Raw genomic sequence first — 22400 nt, forward strand, 5'->3', positions numbered from 1 at the left:
GTCGTCGAACGCCAAGAACGCTCCCGTCCGCGCCGCGTCACGCCGTACGGCTGCGTCCGGAGACCGGCCCGCATGACCGAGCACCCGCTGCGGCGCGACTGCCGACTCCCCGCGGAACAGGTCCAGTACGTCGAGCGTCGCCGTCCCCGGCTCCAGGCGGACGGCGATGGGCGCAGCACTCGCGCCGTTCGCGGATGGGGCCGCGGAAGGCGTGCAGCAGGTGCCCCTTGGTCGCGACGAGGTCGTGGATGATCCCCCTGTCGTATTCGGCGGGGGGCGGGTTCGCCCCGCGACGTGGTGGTACATGCTGCGCCGGCCCGCGCCCGCCTGCCGCTGGGCGGCCTTGGCGCCGGTGCCCACATGACCGCGCCCCCACAGAAGCTCCCGGGCGGCCTCGATCGGGCGTTCCGGAGCACTCGTGCAGCGACTGCACGAACCGGTAGGTACAGAATGCGGCGATCTTCGGTCGGCCGACGGGAGCAGCCGCGGACCCGTCGCGTACTCCCGGGGTGGTACGCGCACGGCCGCTGGCCGTACGACGACTCGGACCCCCTCCCGGGGCCAGGCTCTTCAGGGTCAGGAAAACCTGAACGCGACCTCCGAACCCAGGGAGACGACCGAGATGAACGTTCTGGCGCACAGCGGTGGACCCGGGCCCTGGATCCCGCTCTTCCCACTCCTCCCGCTCTTCTGGGCGGCCGTCGTCGTCGGGGGCATCACTCTCCTGCGCCGCACGGCCCGGCGCGGCCACCGAGGCCCCTGGCAGGCCCGTGCCGCCCAGGGAGGCCCCGCCGAACCGTCCCCGATCGCCCTGCTCGGCCGCCGCTTCGCGGCCGGAGAGATCGAGGAGGACGAGTACTGGCGCAGGATCTCCGTCCTCGACGAACAGTTCGGCCGCGGCAGCAAGGGAGGACCGGCATGACCACCACCGTCCCCACCTCCGCATCCACCCCCACCGCCGACGCCGCGGCCCGGGTCGTAGACGCCGTGAAGCTCTACGGCAGCGGCGACACCCGGGTCAGGGCCCTGGACGGGGTGAGCGTCGACTTCCCGGCGGGCCGCTTCACCGCCATCATGGGCCCCTCCGGCTCCGGCAAATCCACCCTGATGCACTGCGCGGCCGGACTCGACACCCTCACCTCCGGCTCGGCCTTCATCGGCGACACCGATCTCAGCACCCTCGACGACCGCAGGCTCACCCTGTTGCGCCGCCGACGCATCGGTTTCGTCTTCCAGTCCTTCAACCTCCTGCCGACGCTCACCGTCGCCGAGAACATCACCCTCCCCCTGGACCTCGCGGGGGAGCGGCCCGACCCGGAGTGGCTCGACGCGCTCGTCGACACCGTCGGACTGCGGGACCGGCTGCACCACCGGCCCGGCGAACTCTCCGGCGGACAGCAGCAACGCGTGGCGGTCGCGCGGGCCTTCGCGGGCAGCCCCGACGTCGTCTTCGCCGACGAACCGACCGGCAACCTCGACTCCCGCTCCGGCCAGGAGGTGCTCCGGCTGCTCGGCCGCACCGTCCGGCAGACCGCCCGCACCGTCGTCATGGTGACCCATGACCCGGTCGCCGCGGCCCATGCCGACGAGGTCGTCTTCCTCGCCGACGGCAGGCTCGTCGACCGAATGCCCGACCCCACGGCGGAGCGCGTGCTCGACCGGTTCAAGTCTTTCGCCCCGCCCCACCCACAGGCGGTGACGACATGACCGGCACCCGTACCTCCATACGCCTGAGCATCTCCTCGCTCCGTGCCCACAAGCGCCGGTTCGCGGGCACATTCGTGGCCGTCCTGCTCGGCGTCGCGTTCCTCACCGGGACGCTCGTCATGGGCGACACCCTGCGCGCGAGCTTCGACACCATGTTCGGCAACGCGACCGCCGGTACCGACGCCGTGGTGCGCGGCTCCAATGTCGTCACCGTCGCCGGTGAGTCCCAGGGCACCCGGCAACCGGTGAACACCGCACTCGTGCAGAGGATCGAGCGGATCCCCGGGGTCGCCGCGGCGGCGCCCGACATCCAGGGCGCCGGTCAGCTCATCGGCTCCGACGGCACACCCGTCGGAGGCCAGGGGCCGCCCACCCTGGCCGGCAACTGGATCGACGACCCGAAGCTCAACCCGTACCGCCTCGCCGCCGGGCGCGCCCCGTCCGCGCCCGGTGAAGCCGTGGTCAACCGCGGCGCCGCCGTCCGGGGCGGGCTCAGGATCGGCGACACGACCGTGCTGCGCACCCCCGACCCCGTGCACGTCAGGATCGTCGGTCTGGCCACCTTCGGCGGCCAGGACGGCATGGGGCAGGTCACCTACACCGCGCTGACGCAGGCCGATGCGGAGAAGTACCTCACGCCGAAGCCCGGCGAGGCATCGGCCATCCAGGTGCGCGCGACCCCGGGCACCAGCCAGCAGGAACTCGTCGACGCGCTGCGCCCCGTACTGCCCGGGGGAGTCGAGGCCATCACCGGCCAGGCCTCGGCCGCCGAGAACCGGGACCTGATCTCCGGGGCGTTCCTCGGCGTGTTCACCACGCTGCTGCTGGTGTTCTCCGGGATCGTGCTACTCGTCGCCACCTTCTCCATCCACAACACCTTCGCGATCGTCGTCGCCCAGCGGACCCGCGAGAACGCGCTGTTGCGCGCCCTCGGGGCTGCCCGTCGGCAGGTCGTGGGCGCGACACTCGTCGAGGCGACAGTGGTCGGCGTGATCGCCTCCGCGGCCGGTCTGGCCGGTGGCATCGGCATCGCCGCCGGACTGCGGGCGCTCTTTCCCGCCGTCGGATTCCCGTTCCCCGAGGGCGCGCTGGTGATCGGCGCGGTGTCCCTGCTGCTGCCCCTCGCCGTCGGCGCCTTCGTCTGTCTCGGCTCCGCTCTCCTGCCCGCCGTCCGGGCCGGACGCACCGCCCCGCTCGCCGCCCTGCGCGAGAGCGCCGTCGACGACTCCGCGGCCTCCCGGACGCGCGCCATCGCGGGGTCCGTGCTCCTGCTGACTTCCGTCGGCACCATCCTGACCGGTGTGTGGGGCGATCCGTCCGTCCGGCCGACGGCCATCGGCGCGGTGCTGGCAGTCGCCGCGTTCGTGGTGCTCGGACCCGTCGCCTCCTCGTACGCCGTACGGTTCCTCGGCGCCCCGCTCGACCGGCTGCGCGGCGTCACGGGCCGACTGGCCGTGCGCAACGCCCTGCGCAACCCCCGGCGGACCGCCTCCACCGCGACCGCGCTGATGATCGGCGTCGCCGTGGTCTGTCTCTTCACCGTCTTCGGCGCCTCGCTGAAGGCGACCATGAACCGGACGGTGGACCGGTCCTTCGCGGGCGACGTCGCCATCAGCGCCCCCGCCTTCGGCGCGGGCGGCAGCGGCCTCAGCCCCCGGCTCGCCCCGGCGGTCGCCCGGCTGCCGCAGGTCGCGACCGCTGTCGGCCTCGGCAAAGGGGTCGCCGAGGTCGACGGCGCGGGACGCGCCCTGACCGTCACCGACCCGGCCGCGCTCGGCAGGGTCTTCGACCTCGGAGCGGTCGACGGGTCGCTGAAGGACCTGGGCGCGAACGGGATCGCCGTGTCCGGCACCGAGGCCGCCGAGCGCGGACTGCGCACCGGCTCCACCGCACGGCTCGCCTTCCCCGACGGCACGCAGCGGAACTTCACGGTCCGCGCCGTCTACGCACGGTCGGAACTCGCGGGCGACTACCTCATCACCCGTCAGGCCTGGGCCCCGCACCGCGTGCAGGACTCCGACTCGCTGATCGCCGTCTCCTTCGAGCCCGGTGTGTCCACCGCCGACGGCAAGGCGGCGGTCGCCAGGACCGCGGCGGCGTACGGCAACCCGGACGTACAGACCCGCGGCGAGTACGCGCAGTCCTCGGCGGGCGGCATCGACATGATGCTCACCCTGGTCTACGCCCTGCTGGCGCTCGCCGTACTGATCGCCCTGCTGGGCATCGCCAACACACTCACCCTGGCGCTGCACGAACGCACCAGGGAACTGGGCCTGTTGCGGGCCGTCGGGCAGACCCGGAGCCAACTGCGGTCCATGGTCCGCTGGGAGTCCGTCCTGGTCGCGGCGTTCGGCACGGCGGGCGGTCTGCTGCTGGGCGGCTTCCTCGGCTGGGTGCTGGTCGAGGCGTCCGCGTCCACGGGCGGCACTTCCCTCGCCTTCGCGCTCCCGCCGCTACGGCTCCTGGCGGTCGCCCTGGTCGGGATCACGGCCGGGGTGCTGGCGGGCCGACGGCCGGCCCGCCGGGCAGCCCGGCTGGACGTGCTCCGAGCGGTCGCCGCCGAGTAGCGCACAGCGGAATTTGCCGCGGGAGCGGCACGGCGGCAGGAGGAGCGGGGCGTCGGCCGACACCCCGCTCCTCCTTGCGTCCGCTACCCGACCACCGCCGACCGGGCGGCGGACGGCGTGGCGGTCTCCAGGTACACGACGGCGCCCGGCTCGAACGGCCCGTCAGTCGTCGCCCCGTACACCAGGTGGGGCGGCTGAGCGGCGAACAGGGGAGGTGCCGGAAGCGTGAACCAGACGACCTTCCCGGCCCCGCCCCTCGGGCGCACCCCCCAGCTCTCGCTGACCGCGGCGATCAGGGCGAGCCCACGCCCCGACGTACTGGACGCGGTGGCCTCGCGCACGGTCGGCAGGCGGGGGTCGTGATCGTGGACGGACACCGTCAGCCGTTCGAGCAGCAACTCGATCTCGACGGTGCATGACTTGTCCGGCTGGGCGTGCCGGTGGACATTGGTCAGCAATTCGGTGACGCCGAGCGCCGCAGGGTCGATCAAAGGATCGAGATGCCAGTAGCGCAGCTGCGCCGAAACGATTCTGCGGACCTGACCGATCCGCGACGGCAGGGCCTGGAGCTCCACCGTGCAGTGCCTGCTTGGCTCGCTGATCACGGCTGCGACTCCCCGAAATAGGTCCGGAAGAGGACGGAGGAACGGAGCCAGCAGACATCCAGCCGCTGAGTCCGGCCCGACGGTGCGGATCCGAGTGTCACCGCCGGTAAACCATGAGTGACGTGTGACCAATGTCGCTCAGGGGTCACGGGTCCGCAACTCGCGTTGCCCCCTCCCGGCGGCGCCGCCCCGTCAGATCATCCGACCGCCCGCACTGCGCAGCGTTTCGAGGAACCTGCGCGTGGGCCCCGCCGTGTCCGGACCGTGATTGCGCTGCCCCATCGTCAGCCGGTACCGCGTCCCGTTGAGACGTGCCACGGCCGCACCGGCCCCGGCGAACCACGGCCTGCCCGCGCTGACCGCCACCACCGGGGCGCTGTCGATCTCCCGCCCGTAGCTGGTCAGCAGGGCCAGCCTGCCGTCCTTGACGATCACCTGCCCGGCCGTGGTGAGCGAGCGGGCCCACCGCTCGATCCGTACCCCCGTCGCGCTGAACTCCGTTTCCGGCATGGCCGCTTCGCCCCCTTCGTGGTGTCTCTGATGGGCAGTCTGCACAACCCGGGAGCGACGCGCCAGGCCGCGTCGCGGCGCAATGTCACGGCCGCCCGGTCCGTCGAGGCCAAGGCGGGGCTATGGGACATCAAAGTGAACGTTTCTGCAGGTAGGGGGAATATCGTTGACGGGCAGAGTCCGGTGACACGAGGAGGAACGCGCTGATGGGCACCAGTGAGCACACACATGACGGCCGGGCCGCGGCGACCATCGACATCGACCGTTCCGACCCCGAGTACCGGGCCTGGCTCAATGAGGCCGTACGCAAGGTCCAGGCCGACGCCAACCGCTCCGCGGACACCCATCTGCTGCGATTCCCGCTCCCCGAGGCGTGGGGCATCGACCTCTACCTCAAGGACGAGTCGACGCACCCCACCGGCAGCCTCAAGCACAGGCTGGCCCGCTCGCTCTTCCTCTACGGGCTCTGCAACGGCTGGATCCGGCCCGGCAAGCCGGTGATCGAGGCGTCCAGCGGATCGACGGCCGTCTCGGAGGCGTACTTCGCCAAGCTGATCGGTGTGCCGTTCATCGCCGTGATGCCCCGCACCACCAGCCCCGAGAAATGCCGGCTGATCGAATTCCACGGCGGCCGCTGCCACTTCGTCGACGATTCGCGAAGGCTGTACGAGGAGTCGGCGACGCTGGCCGCCGACACCGGCGGCCACTACATGGACCAGTTCACCTACGCCGAACGGGCCACCGACTGGCGCGGCAACAACAACATCGCCGAGTCGATCTACCAGCAGTTGAGACTGGAGCGGTACCCGGAACCGACGTGGATCGTGGCCACGGCCGGAACCGGGGGCACCTCGGCGACCATCGCCCGCTATGTGCACTACATGCAGTTCGACACCAGGATCTGTGTGCCCGACCCGGAGAACTCCTGTTTCTTCGACGGGTGGACCCACCACGACCCCCTCGCCACCAGCGACTGCGGCTCCCGGATCGAGGGCATCGGCAGGCCCCGGATGGAGCCGAGTTTCGTGCCCGGGGCCATCGACCGGATGATGAAGGTGCCCGACGCGGCCAGTGTCGCCGCCGTACGTGCCCTGGAGAAGGCCATCGGCCGGAAGGCGGGCGGCTCCACCGGCACCGGGCTGTGGAGTGCGTTCAAACTGGTCGCGGAAATGGTGGGGGAGGGTGCCACCGGCAGCATCGTCACCCTGATCTGCGACCCCGGCGACCGCTACCTCGACAAGTACTACTCCGACAGCTGGCTCGCCGCACAGGGCCTGGACATCGCCCCGTACACGGAGACCATCGACTCCTTCCTGCGCAGCGGTGACTGGCCCGGATAGCCGACGGAACGGGGTCCGCGCGGTCCACGGCCGCTTTCAGGCCGTGGGCCCGGTCAGCCGTCCGTCGAGCATGCGCACCGCGTCCCGGAAGGCCCGCCCCACCCCCGACCGGCCCAGCCGCAGCGCGAACCGGAAGAGTGCGGAACCGTCCGCGGCGAACGTCCACCGCACCCGCGTCCCGGCCCCGGCGGGGGTGAGCCGCCACTCCTCCAGCAGCGCCCGCGGACCAGGCGCGTTGGACTCGTCGACCCGGTAGGCGTACCGCTCTCCCGGCTCCGTCGCGAGGATCGTCTCGCGCAGGACCGTGCCCCCCTTGAGGCGGACCTCGCGCCCCGTGCCCGCCCGGGTGGGCCGGGCCGCCGTCACCGAGGTGAACCAGTTCGGCCAGCCCGCCACATCGTCCGCGAGCGCACGGTAGACCTCCTGCGGCGACGCGGAGACCTCGGCGGCGAAGACCAGTCGCAGTGGAGCGGACTCGACGAAGTCGAGTTCCACGGAGCGGAGTCGACGGAACACGGAACGCACCTCCCGTGCGGTCGGCGGCGGACGGTTCGCGCACACCATAGCTGGCATATCGTCAGATGTCTTTGCTTGTAGGCGAGTTGCGTGGGTCATCGCTACCGGACCGCACGCGCGGCCGCGGTGATGTTGCGGGCCATCCCGCCGAACACCACCGAGTGGAACGGCCATACGCTCCACCAGTAGGCGTGGCCGAGCAGTCCGCGCGGATGGAACAGAGCCCGCTGCCGGTAGACCGTCCGCCCCTGTTCGTTGCGGTCCACCGACAGTTCGAGCCAGGCGGGACCGGGCAGCCGCATCTCCGCGCGCAGCCGCAGCAGCTCACCGGGAACGATCTCCTCCACGCGCCAGAAGTCCAAGGAGTCGCCCACCCGCAGCCGCTGTGCGTCCCGCCGCCCGCGCCGCAGCCCGACACCGCCGACGATCCGGTCGAGCCAGCCCCGCACGGCCCAGGCGAGCGGGAAGGAGTACCAGCCGTTCTCGCCGCCGATCCCCTCGATCACCCGCCAGAGCGCGTCCGGCGCCACCGGCACGGTCAGTTCCCGTTCGTCGCGGTAGAGACTGCCGCCGGACCAGTCGGGGTCGGTGGGCAAGGGGTCACTGGGCGCACCGGGCACCGCAGCGGACGACCAGCGGGTGTCGACCCGGGCGTCCTTGATCCGTTGGAGCGCCAGCCGCAGCGCCCGCTCGAAGCCGATGGATCCACCGGGCGGGTCGGGCACATATCGGACGATGTCGTGCTCGCGACAGACCACCTCGTGACGCAGCGACTCCGCGAGCGGCCGGGCGAGGGAGGGCGGTACCGGTGTCACCAGACCGATCCAGAGACTGGAGAGTCCCGGCGTGAGCACCGGTACGGGAAGGATCACCCGATGCGGCAGACCGGCGACCTCGGCGTACCGCCGCATCATGTCCCGGTAGGTCATGACGTCCGGGCCGCCGATGTCGAACGTGCGGTTCACCTCGGCCGGCAGGCTCGCGCAGCCGACGAGATACCGCACGACGTCCCGTACCGCGATCGGCTGGATCGACGTGCGCACCCAGCTCGGGGTGATCATCACCGGCAGCCGTTCGGTGAGATGGCGCAGAATCTCGAACGAGGCCGAGCCCGATCCGATGACGACCGCGGCCCGCAGCACGGCCGTCGGCACCCCGGAATCCAGCAGGATGCGCCCCACCTCGGCCCGCGACCGCAGATGCGGTGACAGTTCCCGCTCGGGCACCCCGGCCGGGGTGAGTCCGCCTAGGTACACGATCCGGCCGATCCCCGCGGCCCGCGCCTGCTCACCGAAGATGCGGGCCGCCTCCCGGTCCTTCTCCTCGAACCCCGGCCCGGAGCCGAGCGCGTGCACCAGGTAGTAGGCCACGTCCATGTCCCGCATCGCCGCGCGCACCGAGGCGGCGTCGAAGACATCCCCCTCGGTCACCTCGACCCTGTCCGCCCACGGGTGGTCACGGAGCTTCCGAGGGGTCCTGGCCAGCGCGCGCACCCGGTGGCCGGCGTCCAGGAGTGCGGGCACCAGCCGGCCGCCGATGTACCCGGAGGCACCGGTCACCAGGCAACGCAGCGGCGTGTCACCGGAGGATTCGCTCACCCGGCCGAGTCTTCCACCGGATCGCCGCACGGGGCCCGGTGGATCACTCCGAACGGTGGCACACGGTCACCCGACCATGCCGGGCCGCGGAAACGGTTCGGCCGGACGCTCCAGCATGCCGTCGAGCACCCGGCCGAAGATCCGGCGGCCCGCCGCGGCGATCAACGGATCGACCCACCGCGGCAGCAGCCGGACGCTCAGCTCCTCCACCCACACCACATGGGACCCGGAGTCCGTCGGACACACGTCGATCGATGCCCGCCCCAGAACCAGCGAACCGCGCTTCGCCAGCCGGCACAGCCCCGCCCGCCCGGCGACGGGCGGCGTCCACCGCACCACTTCCATCGGGTCGTCGAACCCGAGCGCACCCACACCCGTACGCGCCACGAAGACGGTCCCCGTCCCGGTCGGCGGCCCCGTGCGGACGGTGATCGTGGTCAGCGGGACGTGAGCCGCGTGCCGTTCCCAGTCCGTCACCCGACGCCAGGCCTCGGCCGTGGGAAGATGCGTGAAGCGCTCGATCCGGAAGACGGCCACAGCACGATCCTAAGGGCTGTCCTGCAACCCCCGGCGGGCGCACGACGACAGCTACGGCACCTCGCCGCGTTGGTCGGAACATGCGTTGGCCGGAACATCCGAATACATCCAGTACGCGGAAGCCCTCCGCCTTGCGAAGCACCGCATCCGACGCCGCTCTCCGATCCACCAGGGATGACGGGACAGCCCTCAGGCCGTGCGCCGCCCGGTCCAGGATGTACGGAAGCGACACACCGCCCGGCGCCTCAGGAGGCGCCGGGCTCGATCCCGCCCGTCACGAGCAGGCCCGGCAGATGCTCCTCGATCTCCTCGCGGGCAGCGGCCGACAGACCCGCGTCCGTCACGAACGTGTCCACCTGGGCCAGGGTGGCGAACGAACTCAGTCCCACCGTGCCCCATTTGGTGTGGTCGGCGACCACCACCACACGACGCGCCGACCGCACGAAACGGCGGTTGGTCTCGGCCTCCGCCAGATTCGGCGTCGAAAGCCCCGCCTCCACCGAGATCCCGTGCACCCCGAGGAACAGCACATCGAAGTGGAGCGAGGCGATCGCCTGATCGGCGACCGGACCGACGAGCGAGTCCGACGGAGTCCGTACCCCGCCGGTGAGCACCACCGTGGCGGCTCCGGTCCGCAATCCGCCCGCGGCCCCGGAACGCTGCGCGGAGTGGAACACATCCGCGACCCGCACCGAGTTGGTCACCACGGTCAGATCCGGTACGTCCAGCAACTGTTGGGCGAGCGCGTACGTCGTCGTACCGCCGGAGAGCGCGATGGCGCTGCCGGGCACGGCCATCGCCGCGGCCGCCCGCGCGATGTCCTCCTTGGCGGTCAGCTCCAGAGCCGACTTGGCCTCGAAGCCGGGCTCGTGCGTACTGGCCTCGACCACCGGAACGGCCCCGCCGTGGACCTTCTCGATCAGCCCTTGGCGGGCCAGCGCGTCCAGATCCCGGCGGACGGTCATGTCGGAGACGCTCAGCTTGCGGGTCAGCTCATTGACCCGTACCCCGCCACGCCTGCGCACCTCGTCGAGGATCAGGGCACGCCGCTGCTCCGCGAGCAGGTTCTGATTCTCGCTCAACGCCGGTACGGTCCTTCCCTCTGGCCGTGCGGCAGGCTCTCTTCGGACGGGGTCATCCTGCCACGCGGTGTCGTGGGCCGTCGCACTGGGGAGATTCCGTGAGAGCGATGCGTGCACCGGTCCGCTTCCGTGATTCTGGTGACCGTGCCTCAGCACACCCCCCCACGACCGAGAGAGCGAGTCATTCCAGTGCCACCTGACACCCAGGCCCCGCAGAGTCCGGGGCCCGCGCTGGAACTTCTGGTCCACGGCGTGGGCGGTGCCACCCCTCAGGAGATGCTCGACGACCCGCGTACGGTCCGGATCACCGGCGACGCGACCGCCGCCATCTATCGGCGGGCCGAGGACATGGACGCCGAGCAACACCCGGAGCGGTACCGCGACCGGCCCATCGCCGAGGCCTACTGCTGGTCCAACCTCACGTCCGGCAACGGGTCCCGCGCCCTGTGGCTGCTGCTGCTCCCGTTCATGGTCGTCAACCTCGCCCACTGGATGCGCCCCACCGCCCGCGCCCGAACCCGCGCGGTACGCCTGTACGGCGTCGTCGTCCGGCTCGTCGCGCTCAGCCTCACGGTCCTGCTGACCGCGGCGGCCTGCGAGGTCGCGCTCGATCTGACGGCCTGGCAGTGCGCGGGCGTGCCGGACTGCTCGAACCAGCGGTCCTGGCTGGGCTTCCTGTCGACCGCCCAGGGCGGCTGGTGGTCCCAGCCGGGCCGGCGGCTCGCCCTCGCCTCGCTGGTGCCGACGGCCGTGGTGGGGCTGCTCTGGTTCCTGTCGAACCGGACCTGGAGCGCGTACGAGTCACAGCGCCCGCTCACCGGGTCCGAACCGGACGACGTCGACCCGGAGACCGGACACGACCTGAGCACGCCCGGCACCGCCCCCGCTGGGCGGCCGGCCCTCGGCCGGCCCGGATTCTGGTACGGCCGCCGTCTGGTCGCCCGGCTGCGCGCCGCCCACACCGCCGCCGGGTTCCTGACCGTCGCCGCATCGGTTGCGGGCGCCGCGGCCCGCCACGACCGCGCCGTCAGCGGCCCCGTGCCCGGGATCCTCGGTCGGCTGATCGAGGCGGCACTGCTCCTGTGCGCGCTCGTGGTGCTCTGGGTCGTCTGCCGCCGCGGCCGGAGCGAACGGCGCCTCGACAACCGGCTCGACCAGGCTCTTATCACCTATCTGCCCGGCGCAGCGCTCGCCCTGCTCGGCCTCGCCGCGGCGTACGCGTCGTGGTCGCGCCCCGCCTGGGTGTCGGCGGGCGCCCTGCCGGGTGACGTCGCCTTCAGCGTCGTCACCCTCGGCCAAGGAGTGCTCGTCGTCGTCCTCGCGGTGGTCTCACTGAGCCTGTACCGCCGCACCCCCGAACCCCGCACCGTCATGAACGGACTCGGCGGACCGGTCGTCGCCATGCTCGCGTGCGCCCTCGGCGGCGTCATGACCGGCGGGGTCGCCCAGCGCGTCGCCGACTGGCTCGACGGATCCGGTACCCCGGGCATGGGCAGGGGTTCCGCCATCGAGGGGCCACCGGTACTGCTCAGCTGGCAGGCCTCGGTGATTCCCGTGCTCCTCGTGCTCCTGGCGATTCCCGCCCTCCTGCTGCTGGCGCGCACCTGGCTCGCCGCCCGCGCCCTGGAACCCGATGTCGACCGGGAATACGGGCAGGAGCGGCCGGATCCCGCCAGGACCCGGCAGATCGCCCGGATCCGGGCCACGGCGGCCCTGACCGACTCCGCGCCCTGGATCCTCGGCCCGGTCTCGGCAGCCACGCTGCTGCTCGGCGCGGCGGCGGTCGGCGGGGCCTGGGTGAGCGGTGAGGTGCCCGGTCTGGCGCTCAAGGGCAGCGGCCCGTTCGTCGAGGCCGTGGCCGAAGCGGCCCAGTCCACCGGCTCCTGGATGATCGGATTCGGGTTCATACTCTTCGTGACCTGGGGGCGGCGCGCCTACCGTGACGCCTCCGCACGGCGCACCATCGGCATCCTCTGGGACGTCGGCACGTTCTGGCCGCGCGCCGCACACCCCTTCGCCCCGCCCTGCTACGCCGAGCGTGCCGTCCCCGATCTGGCGTCACGGATGTCCGGCTGGACCGGACTGACCCGTGGCAGGCTCGTCATCTCCGGCCACTCACAGGGCAGCGTCCTCGCCGCCTCCGCGGTCTGGCAACTGCCCGCCGAAACCCGGAGCCGGGTCGCGCTGCTCACCTACGGATCGCCGATCGAGCGGTTGTACGGGCGCTGGTTCCCGGCCTACTTCGGTCCCGGACCGCTGCACGGACTCCACCGGTCCGTGAACTGCTGGCGCAACCTGTGGCGGGCCACCGACCCGATCGGCGGCATGGTCAGGCTCGACGAGGGACCGGGGCCCGCGGTGGACCGGGGGCCGCTGAAGGACCCGCTGGTCTACGGCCGGACCCCCGAACATCCACTGCCCGAACCCGTTCTGGGGCACTCGGACTACCAGGCGGACCCGGTCTTCGCGGAGGAACGCGCAGCGCTGCTGGACCGGCTCGCACCGGTCCTGCCCCGCCAGGCCGACGGGGCACAGGCCCCGAAGGCCCCCGGCCTCAGGGGAGTTCCGGCAGATCCTCCGGGTAGAGCAGGCTGAGGTCGTCCGTGCTCGGCTCGGCGAGCTGGGCGACCCGGCCCGCGTGTCGCTCCACCATCGATTCGAAGGTCTGCCGGGCCGTGCGGCCATTGCCGAACGCCGGGCCCTTGGGCAACTCGTTGAAGTACTTCAGCAGCGCCTCCCCGGTCCCGGGGGCCAGGCTGTACTCGTGCTCGTCGGCCTGCTGCCCGACGATCCGCAGCAGTTCGGCGGGCTCGTAGTCGCTGAAGGTGATCGTCCGTGAGAAACGGGACGCCACACCGGGGTTGATGGTGAGGAACCGCTCCATCTCATGGGTGTACCCGGCGACGATGACGACCACCGCGTCGCGGTGGTCCTCCATCAGCTTCACGAGCGTGTCGATCGCCTCCCGGCCGAAGTCCCGGCCGGAGTCCTCGGGCGAGAGGGCATACGCCTCGTCGACGAACAACACCCCGCCGCGCGCCCGGTCGAAGGCCTCCTGGGTACGGATCGCGGTCGATCCGATGTGCTCACCGACCAGATCGACGCGGGACACCTCGATGAGATGGCCTCGCTCCAGCACCCCGAGCGAGGCGAGGATCTCGCCGTACAGCCGGGCCACGGTGGTCTTGCCGGTGCCGGGGGAGCCGGTGAAGACGAGATGGCGCCGGACCGAAGCGGCCTTGAGCCCCGCCTCCTGACGCCGGCGGCCGACCTCGATCATGTCGGTGAGGGCACGCACCTCCCGCTTGACGCTGTCCAGGCCCACCAGCGCGTCCAGCTCCCCGAGGACGGCGTCCGAGGCACGTACCGGCTCGGCGGCGGGCACCTCGGCGGGGGAGGGCTCGACGGCGCGCGGCCCCGGGACCGCGCCGAGCAGCCCGGGGGGCGACTGGGTCGCCGTCAGTACGGCGGGGGCGGGCGGAGCGGGGGCACGCAGCGCGCTCTCGTCGCTCGTGCAGTCCTCCACGACGGGTCCCGATCCCTGACCGTCGCCGCCCTCGGCGAACTCGTAGCCACCACGGGCGCACCGCTCGGTACGGCAGCGGGTCAGCGTCGTACGGCAGCCGTCCATCACGTGGAAGCCGTAGCCCTCGCTGCCGGTGACCCGGCAGCTGTGGAAGGTGCCGCGTCCCTCGGCGGAGACGTAGAAACCGGCCTCGGCGGGCGAGGTGACCGTGCAGCGCTCGATCGTCGGGTCGGCGCCCTTGGTGACGATCACTCCGGTCTGTGCCGCGTCGACGGTGCAGTTGTTCAGCGTGCCGCCGCTGCCGTGATCGCGGAACCAGGCTCCGGTGGACGCCTCGCGGATGCGGCAGTCGTCGAGCTGGGCGGTCGCCCCGTCGCTCACCGACACGGCGGTGTTGCGGATCTGGGAGAGATCGCTGTCCACCACGTCGGCGCGCGATCCCCGGTCGAGCACGAAGATGGCGTCGGGTACGTCGTGGACCCGGCAGGAGTCCAGTATCACGGTCGCCCCGTCGCTCACCCAGACCGCCGGGTAGTCGCCCGTACTGTCGTGGATCTCGCACTGGTTGGCGTCGACACGGGTGCCGGGATCCCAGACGGAGAGACCGTTGCGGCCGAACCGGCGGACCGTGGAGCGGGTGAGGGTGAGGACCGAGCGGGAACGCAGGTCCACCGCGTTCTCCGGGATGTCGTGGATGTCGCAGTCGGCGAGCGTCAGCACGGCGTCGGTGTCGAGGGTGACGCCGTCCGCCGAAGTGCGGTGCACCGTGCAGTCGGTGAGGTGGGCGGCTCCGCGGGCGGTCACCTGTATTCCGCTGCCCTTGATCTCGTACACCTCGCAGCCGACGGCCTCCAGGCCACTGCCCTCGCCGGTGATGCTCAGCCCCGCGCCGGACGCGTGGTGGACCCGGCACCGCTCCAGCCGCGGATGCGCACCGTCACGCACCGAGACGCCGGCCTGGCCGGCCGATACGACCTCGCACTGCTCGAACACGCCGCCCGCACCGTCGAGTACGGCGATGCCGGCGCCGGCCGGGTTGTCGACCGTGCAGCGGCGCACGGTCGGCCGGGCCGCACCGCGCACCTCGATCCCGGCGGCCGAACGTGTCACGATCCGCAGATCCGCGAGCTCCGGGGCGCCGTCCTCGACGAGCAGCGCCGGAGCAGTCGAGTCCTGCCCTTCCACATGCAGGTCCGAGACGACCGCGGAGGCGCGGACGGTCAACGGCACGCCGTCGACCGGAGCGATCCGCACGGAGCCGACCGACCCCTCGGGACCGCGCAGGGTCACCGCGCGGTGCAGGACCAGATTCTCCCGGTAGGTGCCCGGAGCGACGGTGAGGACGTCACCGTCCGCCGCGGCCTCCAGGGCTGCGGTGAGGGAGGCGTATTCGCCTGTGCGGCGCCGCCACCGCGATGTGCCGGTGTGCGTCACCTGGACCGTGCCCTGTGCCATGGCGCTGTTGTGTCCCCGCCTCGTGCGTGTGTGATGCCCGGTCACCGGCCTTCAGGCAGCGGCGAACCCCGGGCCCGCCCGCCGAGGAAGGGGGCGGGCCGGTCCACCGTAGCGCGCGCGACGGGCGGGAGTTGACCCGATCAGCTGCCGGTCCCGGTTCTGCCCCAGTCGGGACCGGCAGCTGCCCAGGCCCGGTCGATCCGGTTGTACCGCTTCCGCACCATGCGCCAGACGATCAGACGCCGGCCTCCCTCGACCAGTCCGGCGGCGAGCAGCGCCACCCCGAACCCGGCCAGCGCCGCATGCGTTCGAGCCGTGGGCGCGTCCATGGGGCGCAGCGCGGGGCGGCCGTCGAGGTCGGTCCAGATCTCCACGACGGCACCGGGACGGGTCTTCCGGGAGAGCGTGCTCACCGTACCGTGCCGGTTCGTGCCGTCCGGAGCCTTCCATCGCGCGACCACCAGGGTCTGCGGGGCGTGCTCCGAGGACACCTCGGGATCGGAGACGAAATGCGGCGGGTCCGGTGCCCGGCGCACCACGACCGCTGTCGTGGCGTGACGCTGTGCCTGCTGGGTGCGCACCGATTCCTGCAGGGCGTCGTCGGTGAGCGATCCGCACACCCAGCCCAGCGCCGGCGCCACCAGCACCATGAGCAGCAGCGCTGCAAGAGCCACCCACGCCTCGCGCCGGTCGGTGGCGCGGCGCAGAGGATTGCGCCGCCAGCGCCACACTCCCGTAACCGCTCGCACAGTCCCGCACCCCCTTCCGTATCCCTCTTAACCCGATACGGCACGCTTCGCACGATGAAGCGACGAAGAGAGAGCAACATCACCCCGCCCAACGCACGGACCACCCCCGTGAGTTCCCCGCCGACCGTCGGGGCTGACGGTCCGTCCGGGGCGTGCGTGCGGCGAGAAGGGCCGTTCGGCCCGGTGCGGGTACATCGAGGTCGCCGGCGAGTCCCCATGGCTCGACGACGACCTCGGTGCGACCGTCCGTGATGACCGGCTCAGTACCCCCGGCCCTGGTACGGGCGGTTGTACGGGTCCTCGTAGGGAGAGGGGGCCGGGGCGGGCCGCGGTGACGCCGGGCGCATGGCCTCGTACCCGGTGCCGGGCGCGGACCGCTGCTGCTGCGGCGGCGGATAGGGCGCCTGGTACCCGCCGCGGGCCGCGGTCGGCTGCTGCGGGATGTACGGGGCCGGGGCGTGCTGCAGCTGCGCGGGCTGCATCGGCGCGTAACCCTGCTGCGCAGGCTGCGGGTGGCCGTACGAGGGGTTGGGCTGGGAAGGGGCCGCGGGAAGAGCCGGCAGCGCCGCCGGGAGAGCCGGCAGATAGCTGTTGCCGGTGTCATAGGCGGCAGGCACTCGGATCGGAGCGATCTGAGGGGTGCCCCGCTCCGCGACCAGGGAGTCGTAGATCGGAGTGTCGGGGAACGACGGGGCGGCGTAGTAGCCGCCGCCGTAGGTGGAGCGAGGGGAGGTCATGACACCTAAGTTAAGCCCACGATGTGCTGGTTGGGGAGTCCCAATCTTGGGGTCATCCGTTTTACGCTGGTTCTGTCCGCCTGACCTGCTAAACCAGCGTTAAGGCTTCCGATAACAGCGGGGGCAATTCCGTTGAAGGGCCCATGACTATGGGTTGTCCCGTAATCCGTGGTGGATCAGTGCGCGCGTCGGATGCGGTGCATCGCAAGGCGGAGGGACGTCCGCATACTGGATGTATGCGGACGTTCCGACAACGCGGCGAGGTGCCGTGGCTGTCGTCGCGCGCCCGCCAGGGATGGCGGGACAGCCCTCAACCTCGATCGTTCATGAGTCCTCGTCGGTTCGCTGACGGGGGCGTCGTGCTTGCGAGGTGCGGTCTTTTCGGGGTTGGGGCAGGTTGGCGGCCCGGCTGTCGCGTCGGGTGGGCGCCGGGTTCCGCTTTCCCCGTTTCGGATGCGGTCCTCGCAGCGTGCCCGGCGGCGGTGACGCGGTTCGAGGTCGGCGAGCTGGCCGCCTTTGGTGTTGGTCGCGAAGCAGGTGAGCCGTAGTCCGTCGAGGTCGGTGAAGCGCAACTGTGCGCCGGGATGCGGGCGTTCCTTGCGGACGATCAGCCGCATGCCTTTGGGCCACGTTGTCAGGTCGGGCATGTCGGTGATCTCCGCGACCCAGGCGCCGGACCGTTCGCCCCGGCCAGTTCCCAGGCCCGCGAGCGTACTTCGGCCCGCGTCGACCGGATCGCGGTGAGCGCCTTCGGCCCGGCTGCGGCAAGGGCGTCGACGAGCCGTGAGACCGTCGGGTCGGATGCCACCGGGCCGAACACGTCAGGCTCGGCCCGCAGCATGGCGACATCGGCGAGGCAGTCCCCGCCCAGAGCCGTCGCGAGTGCGACATCCAGCAAGACCCTGCCCGGATCGTGCACCGCCCGCGGCTTGCGCCACGGCGCCAACGCCGTCGATATCGCGGTGTCCAGGCCGAACTTGCGGACCGTCTCGGCCAGCAGCACGGCCCCGCCCTGCGAGACCACCCCGCGGCCACCGCCCTCGACGCGGACACAGGGATGAGACCCGATACGCTTCTTCATCTGAGGAGTACAGCTCTCCTGACGACGAACGGATCCTGGACGAATCCCATCATCCCAGGTCAGCGGCACTCCTCGCTCATTTGATCAACCCTCGGACAGCACCGCTCACGACAGCGCGAGGCTAACGTCGGACTGGGTACCGCAGGTGAAGGGCACGGCGTCCCTGGACGACGATCGGGTCGTCGAGGAGTTGGTGGCCCCGCTCCAGCTTCGTGAAGCAGGAGATCCCTTCGCCGAACAGCACCGGCACGAGACTGACACGTACCTCATCCACCAGACCGAGATCGAGTGCCTGCCGGATGATCGTCGCGCTCGCGAGAGTGACGTCCTGATCGCCGGCGATCTGTCTGGCCCGGGCGATCGCGGCTTCGACTCCATCGACGAACGTCGTCGTGGGCCACTTTGTGGCGGCGTCCTCAGGCGCGCGATGAGTGACCACGACGACGGGGGCGCCTGCCGGGTGTTTGTCACCCCATCCATGGGCGATGTCGAACAGGCGTCGGCCGGCGACGAGTGCACCGCAGTTGCCGGTCAACTCTCGTAGCGCCCGCGCACTGGCGTCGTCGACCTGGAACGAAACGGTCTCGTTCGGGTTCGGCACGGTCACCTCCCCCGCCTCGTACCAGTCGAACAGTTCCCCGACCTGGTCATTTGGATCCGCAACGAACCCATCCAGCGACATCGTCATGTGAGTGAACACTTTGCCCATCGCGGGCCCCTTCTACTTGTCGGCTATCACCCCTGTCGACTTCCTATGACCGTGAAACTCATCGGCGACCGGCGAGGGACCTGCGGCGGCGTCGGCTCACCAGGGAAGGCGGGTCGGTGACGAATGAGCGACATCCGATGATCAAGGTCGCTGAGATCAATCGATCACGAACCGGGGTCGCACTCGCATGCCATCCTCCTTCTTCGATGCCCTTCTCGCGCTGCGAGGACGTGTTCGAAGCAGACGTGTCGGTGCCGGTGCTGTGCGGGGCCGACGGCCTGCCGGCTCTCGTTGAGGTACTGGATCGGGTGCCTGACCGGCGGGGCCGCCGAGACGGGTTGGGCCCGATGCTGAAACGGGACGTGCGCATCGTCGCCCACACCCCAGCGCCGGGCAGCACGGCACTGGCCTGCGTCACCACGCCACGACCGTCGCTCTCGACACGGACACACAGACCCGATGCATTCCTTCACCCGGGGAGTGCGGCTTTCCCTACGACGAAGAGAACCCTGAACAAGTCCCATCACCCGAGGTCGGCGGCACTCCTCGCGTATTTGATCAAGCTTCGGACAGCAGCGCTCACGAAAGCGCGAGGCTAACGGGAAGTGGTGGATGGGCTGCAGGGGCGACGCCCGCGTGGCACTCCCCAGGATGGAGGCGGCGGCAACTCGACACCCCTGAGACCCTGTTGGCGGAAGTTGAGCCGGCACTGCGCGGTGGAGCCGGAATCGCCCTGCGCCGAGATCCCATTTCGCCGCGCCCCTGCACGCTCTCACCCGCACTCGATTCCTCGGCGCCGTCTCCGGCCGGCTACTCATCCCGACCTTCGAGCAGGTGCGTCGCTGCTTCACGGTGCCCAAGCTGCGAGAAGCCGTACGGGCTCGGACTGCGGAGCTGATCACGCCGGACACCCGGGTGGTCATGGGGCACTCGCTGGGCTCGGTGGTCGCCTACGAGGCGCTGTGCGTGCCCCGGCCCGCGGTCGCGCTCAGGTCAGCATGTTCGGCACGCCCCCAGCCGCACCACCCGACAGCGCCTCGGCCACGTACCCCAGGGGCTGAGGCTGTGGGAGACGCTGACGGCCCGGGAGGCCGGCCTTCGCCGCAACCGCCTTCGCCGTAACCGCCTTCGGCGCCGACGCCCCTGGCGCCCACCGGCTGCTGGGCGCCGCCGTCCTGGTCACCACCCATTACATGCAAGAAGCCCAGCAGTGCGACGGCCTTCTACTCATGTTGCAACGGCGTCGCCGCGGCGGAGGGCAGCGGGGACGACATCATCGGTGCCACCATCGCCGGCGAGGGCGCCCCCGACTGGGCAGCCGCCTTCGCCGCACTGAACACAGGGGCCCAGCAGGTCGTGGTCGTAGGCGTGGTGGTGGAGGCGGATCCCGCGTGCGGTGGTGGCCCGCGACCGCACCGGCAACAGGTTCTGCTCGTCGAACGCGGTCCAGGCCGCCGCCGGGGCATGAGGAGATCGCACTTACGAGATGCCTTGCTGTTCTTGCCGGACGGAGTCCTGGAAAGCCCCGGCATCCAGTTCACAAGGCATCTCTCTGTTCCTGGGGGCGTTCCACCAGGGCGATCCGTCTACGCCTGTGCCCGCGCCCCGGCGTCTGTCCGATCACCTGTCGGACGGCTGCTCACGAAAGCGCGAGGTTAATATCATTTCGGTTTCTTTGGCGGACGTTGATGCCCGACTGGCAGCGCCCGTCGCCTGACGCCCCACACGACACCGCGACGTCCACCGCACAGCGATGGAGCCGCTCATCGAGGAGGAACGTTCATGCACGCCCGGAGGATCGGCGCGGTCGCCGCAACAGCATTGGCGCTGGTGGCCGCCCGCGATCTTGTCCAGAAGAGGCACGCACTGCTCCGGAACTTCCCGGTGATCGGACACGCCCGGTACCTGTTGGAGACGATCGGGCCGGAGCTGCGGCAGTACATCGTGACCTCCAACGAGGAAGAGCGTCCTTTCAGTCGTGACCAGCGCACCTGGATCTATGCGTCGGCGAAGGAGGAGAACAACTACTTCGGGTTCGGAACCGACGTGGATGTCGAGCACGTGCAGGGGCACGCCTACCTGAAGCAGCGCACGTTCGCCGACACTCTGCCCGACGTGCACGACCCGCAGGCCTCACTGCCCTCAGCCAAGGTGCTGGGTGGGCCGCGTGGCCGCGCCAAGGCGTTCCGACCGGCGAGCGTGGTGAACATCTCGGCGATGAGTTTCGGATCGCTCTCCGGCGCGGCCGTCACGGCGCTCAACAAGGGGGCGGCGCTGGCGGGCACGATGCAGAATACGGGCGAGGGCGGCCTGTCGCCGTACCACCGCAACGGCGGCGACCTCGTCCTCCAGCTCGGTACGGCGTACTTCGGCTGCCGCAACGAGGACGGCAGCTTCAACCTGGACAAGCTCAAGGATGTGGTCGGCGGCGCCCCGGTCAAGGCGATAGAGATCAAGCTCTCCCAGGGAGCCAAGCCAGGGCTGGGCGGGATGCTGCCGGGTGCCAAGGTGACTCCGGAGATCGCCGGAATCCGCGGCATTCCGGTCGGCGAGGACTGCGCCTCCCCGTCGCGGCACACCGCGTTCAGCGACGTCGACTCGATGCTCGACTTCGTCGAGCTGCTCGCCACCGAGACCGGTCTGCCGGTCGGGGTCAAGAGCGCGGTGGGGGAGATGGGCTTCTGGCAGGATCTGGCCACGCTGATGGCGCGTGGCGACCGTGGTGTCGACTTCGTGACGATCGACGGCGGCGAGGGCGGCACCGGGGCGGCGCCGCTGATCTTCACCGACTCGGTGTCACTGCCGTTCCGGATGGGCTTCTCCCGGGTCTACGGTACTTTCGCTGAGCGGGGGCTGACCGATGACCTGACCTTCATCGGCTCCGGCAAGCTCGGCCTGCCCGAGAACGCAGCGGTCGCGTTCGCTCTGGGTGCCGACATGATCAACGTGGCCCGTGAGGCGATGCTGTCGATCGGCTGCATCCAGTCGCAGAAGTGCCACACCGACAAGTGCCCCACCGGCATCGCCACCCAGAACCCGTGGCTGGCCCGCGGCCTCGACCCGGCCTCGAAGGCCACCAGAGCCGCTGTCTACCTGCGCACCCTGCGCAAGGAGCTGATGAAGGTGTCGGCGGCCGTCGGCGTCGCCCACCCGGCACTCATCACACCCGACGACATCGAGATCATGAACGGCGACTACGAGGCCCGCACCCTGGCCGGCGTCTACGGCTACAAGGACGGCTGGGGCGAGCTCGGCCCGCAGCTCGCCGATGAGATCACCGCACTGCTCGCCACCAGGCCGACCTCCGTTCAGAAGCCGGTCGTCTGACGCGCCGGCAGTGACAAGCACGGCGCTCTTCAGACTTCCGCCCATGTGAGAAACCCAGAGGGCCCCGCCGACTCCCTCCGGACGCCATTGGCCAGTTCGAGCCCTGCGACTTCGCCCCGCCGGATCTGTCCGGCGGGGCCAAGTCGCGCGAAGTGGCTGGTGCGGGTGCGGGCCCGGGGCGTTTCGGTGAGGTGGGTGCCGATTCGGGCGAGGCTGATCGCGGCGCCGGTGAGTTGGTGCCGGAGATCGAGAACCACCGGCTCAGGGAGACCAACGCGGCACTGAACCAGTAACTGGCCGCAGGCGGCCGGGGTCGCGGCGGACCTCGTCGGCCGACGGCCGTCGGCGTAGAAC

At 71.0% G+C, this 22400-nt stretch carries 15 protein-coding genes and 2 pseudogenes; 6 read left to right on the forward strand and 11 right to left on the reverse strand.

Translation table 11 applies throughout. From position 1 onward, the window contains the following. Positions 1–622: 622 nt before the first annotated feature. Genes ACIOHC_RS29115 through ACIOHC_RS29125 form a run of 3 tightly spaced genes read left to right on the forward strand, consistent with a single transcriptional unit; the run spans position 623 to position 4274 of the window. Positions 623–922 (forward strand): SHOCT domain-containing protein, encoded by a 300-nt coding sequence (locus ACIOHC_RS29115; RefSeq protein WP_401844607.1) that lies wholly within the window; start codon positions 623–625, stop codon positions 920–922. After that, entirely contained in the window at positions 919–1707 is a 789-nt protein-coding gene (locus tag ACIOHC_RS29120) for an ABC transporter ATP-binding protein (protein ID WP_365692280.1), read from the forward strand. The genes ACIOHC_RS29115 and ACIOHC_RS29120 overlap by 4 nt, the downstream gene beginning before the upstream one ends. Then, positions 1704–4274 (forward strand): ABC transporter permease, encoded by a 2571-nt coding sequence (locus tag ACIOHC_RS29125; protein ID WP_401844609.1) that lies wholly within the window; start codon positions 1704–1706, stop codon positions 4272–4274. Before ACIOHC_RS29120 ends, ACIOHC_RS29125 begins: the two co-directional genes overlap by 4 nt. Before the next feature lie 83 nt (positions 4275–4357). Here the strand turns inward: ACIOHC_RS29125 and ACIOHC_RS29130 are convergent, their stop codons facing one another. Together ACIOHC_RS29130 and ACIOHC_RS29135 are read right to left on the reverse strand one after the other, a co-directional pair. Continuing rightward, a complete protein-coding gene (locus ACIOHC_RS29130) occupies positions 4358–4879 on the reverse strand; it encodes an ATP-binding protein (protein ID WP_351081183.1) in 522 nt (173 codons plus the stop codon). Positions 4880–5071: 192 nt separating this feature from the next. Continuing rightward, entirely contained in the window at positions 5072–5389 is a 318-nt protein-coding gene (locus ACIOHC_RS29135) for a hypothetical protein (protein ID WP_351081181.1), read from the reverse strand. Positions 5390–5595: 206 nt separating this feature from the next. On the opposite strand from ACIOHC_RS29135, the gene ACIOHC_RS29140 reads away from it, so the two are divergent. Beyond that, positions 5596–6729: a PLP-dependent cysteine synthase family protein gene (locus ACIOHC_RS29140; RefSeq protein WP_351081179.1), complete on the forward strand. Its 1134-nt coding sequence runs from the start codon at positions 5596–5598 to the stop codon at positions 6727–6729. A gap of 36 nt (positions 6730–6765) precedes the next feature. On the opposite strand, the gene ACIOHC_RS29145 is transcribed toward ACIOHC_RS29140, so the two are convergent. The 4 genes from ACIOHC_RS29145 to ACIOHC_RS29160 all read right to left on the reverse strand — a co-directional run bounded on the left by ACIOHC_RS29145 (position 6766) and on the right by ACIOHC_RS29160 (position 10462). Further along, positions 6766–7245 (reverse strand): SRPBCC family protein, encoded by a 480-nt coding sequence (locus ACIOHC_RS29145; RefSeq protein WP_351081177.1) that lies wholly within the window; start codon positions 7243–7245, stop codon positions 6766–6768. Positions 7246–7346: 101 nt separating this feature from the next. Further along, entirely contained in the window at positions 7347–8843 is a 1497-nt protein-coding gene (locus tag ACIOHC_RS29150; RefSeq protein WP_401844610.1) for an SDR family oxidoreductase, read from the reverse strand. Positions 8844–8909: 66 nt separating this feature from the next. Beyond that, entirely contained in the window at positions 8910–9380 is a 471-nt protein-coding gene (locus ACIOHC_RS29155; RefSeq protein ID WP_351081174.1) for an SRPBCC family protein, read from the reverse strand. A 245-nt stretch (positions 9381–9625) separates the two neighbouring features. Continuing rightward, complete coding sequence (locus tag ACIOHC_RS29160; RefSeq protein WP_351081172.1) at positions 9626–10462, reverse strand: DeoR/GlpR family DNA-binding transcription regulator; 837 nt, start codon at positions 10460–10462, stop codon at positions 9626–9628. 189 nt (positions 10463–10651) lie between these two features. Between ACIOHC_RS29160 and ACIOHC_RS29165 the strand changes: the two are divergent. Next, positions 10652–13047 (forward strand): annotated as a pseudogene (locus ACIOHC_RS29165) (hypothetical protein). Here ACIOHC_RS29165 and ACIOHC_RS29170 read toward each other — a convergent pair. From ACIOHC_RS29170 to ACIOHC_RS29190, 5 genes and pseudogenes are all read right to left on the reverse strand, one after another. Further along, positions 13017–15443: a right-handed parallel beta-helix repeat-containing protein gene (locus ACIOHC_RS29170; RefSeq protein ID WP_351081170.1), complete on the reverse strand. Its 2427-nt coding sequence runs from the start codon at positions 15441–15443 to the stop codon at positions 13017–13019. The pseudogene ACIOHC_RS29165 and the gene ACIOHC_RS29170 sit on opposite strands and share 31 nt — an antisense overlap. Before the next feature lie 140 nt (positions 15444–15583). Then, positions 15584–16192: a hypothetical protein gene (locus ACIOHC_RS29175; protein WP_351081168.1), complete on the reverse strand. Its 609-nt coding sequence runs from the start codon at positions 16190–16192 to the stop codon at positions 15584–15586. 260 nt (positions 16193–16452) lie between these two features. Further along, the gene (locus ACIOHC_RS29180) at positions 16453–16929 is read right to left on the reverse strand and encodes a DUF6643 family protein (RefSeq protein ID WP_351081167.1); all 477 of its coding nucleotides are present in this window, start codon (positions 16927–16929) and stop codon (positions 16453–16455) included. 147 nt (positions 16930–17076) lie between these two features. Beyond that, positions 17077–18010 (reverse strand): annotated as a pseudogene (locus ACIOHC_RS29185) (transposase). 121 nt (positions 18011–18131) lie between these two features. Beyond that, positions 18132–18719, reverse strand: coding sequence for a dihydrofolate reductase family protein (locus ACIOHC_RS29190; protein WP_365692275.1), 588 nt, complete (start codon positions 18717–18719; stop codon positions 18132–18134). Between the two features lie 1782 nt (positions 18720–20501). Here ACIOHC_RS29190 and ACIOHC_RS29195 point away from each other — a divergent pair. Then, positions 20502–22046 carry an FMN-binding glutamate synthase family protein gene (locus tag ACIOHC_RS29195; RefSeq protein WP_351081163.1) on the forward strand — a complete coding sequence of 515 codons (1545 nt, stop codon included), beginning with the start codon at positions 20502–20504 and terminating at the stop codon, positions 22044–22046. Positions 22047–22400 lie beyond the last annotated feature (354 nt).

Source organism: Streptomyces sp. NPDC088252 (assembly GCF_044740965.1).
Taxonomy (GTDB): domain Bacteria; phylum Actinomycetota; class Actinomycetes; order Streptomycetales; family Streptomycetaceae; genus Streptomyces.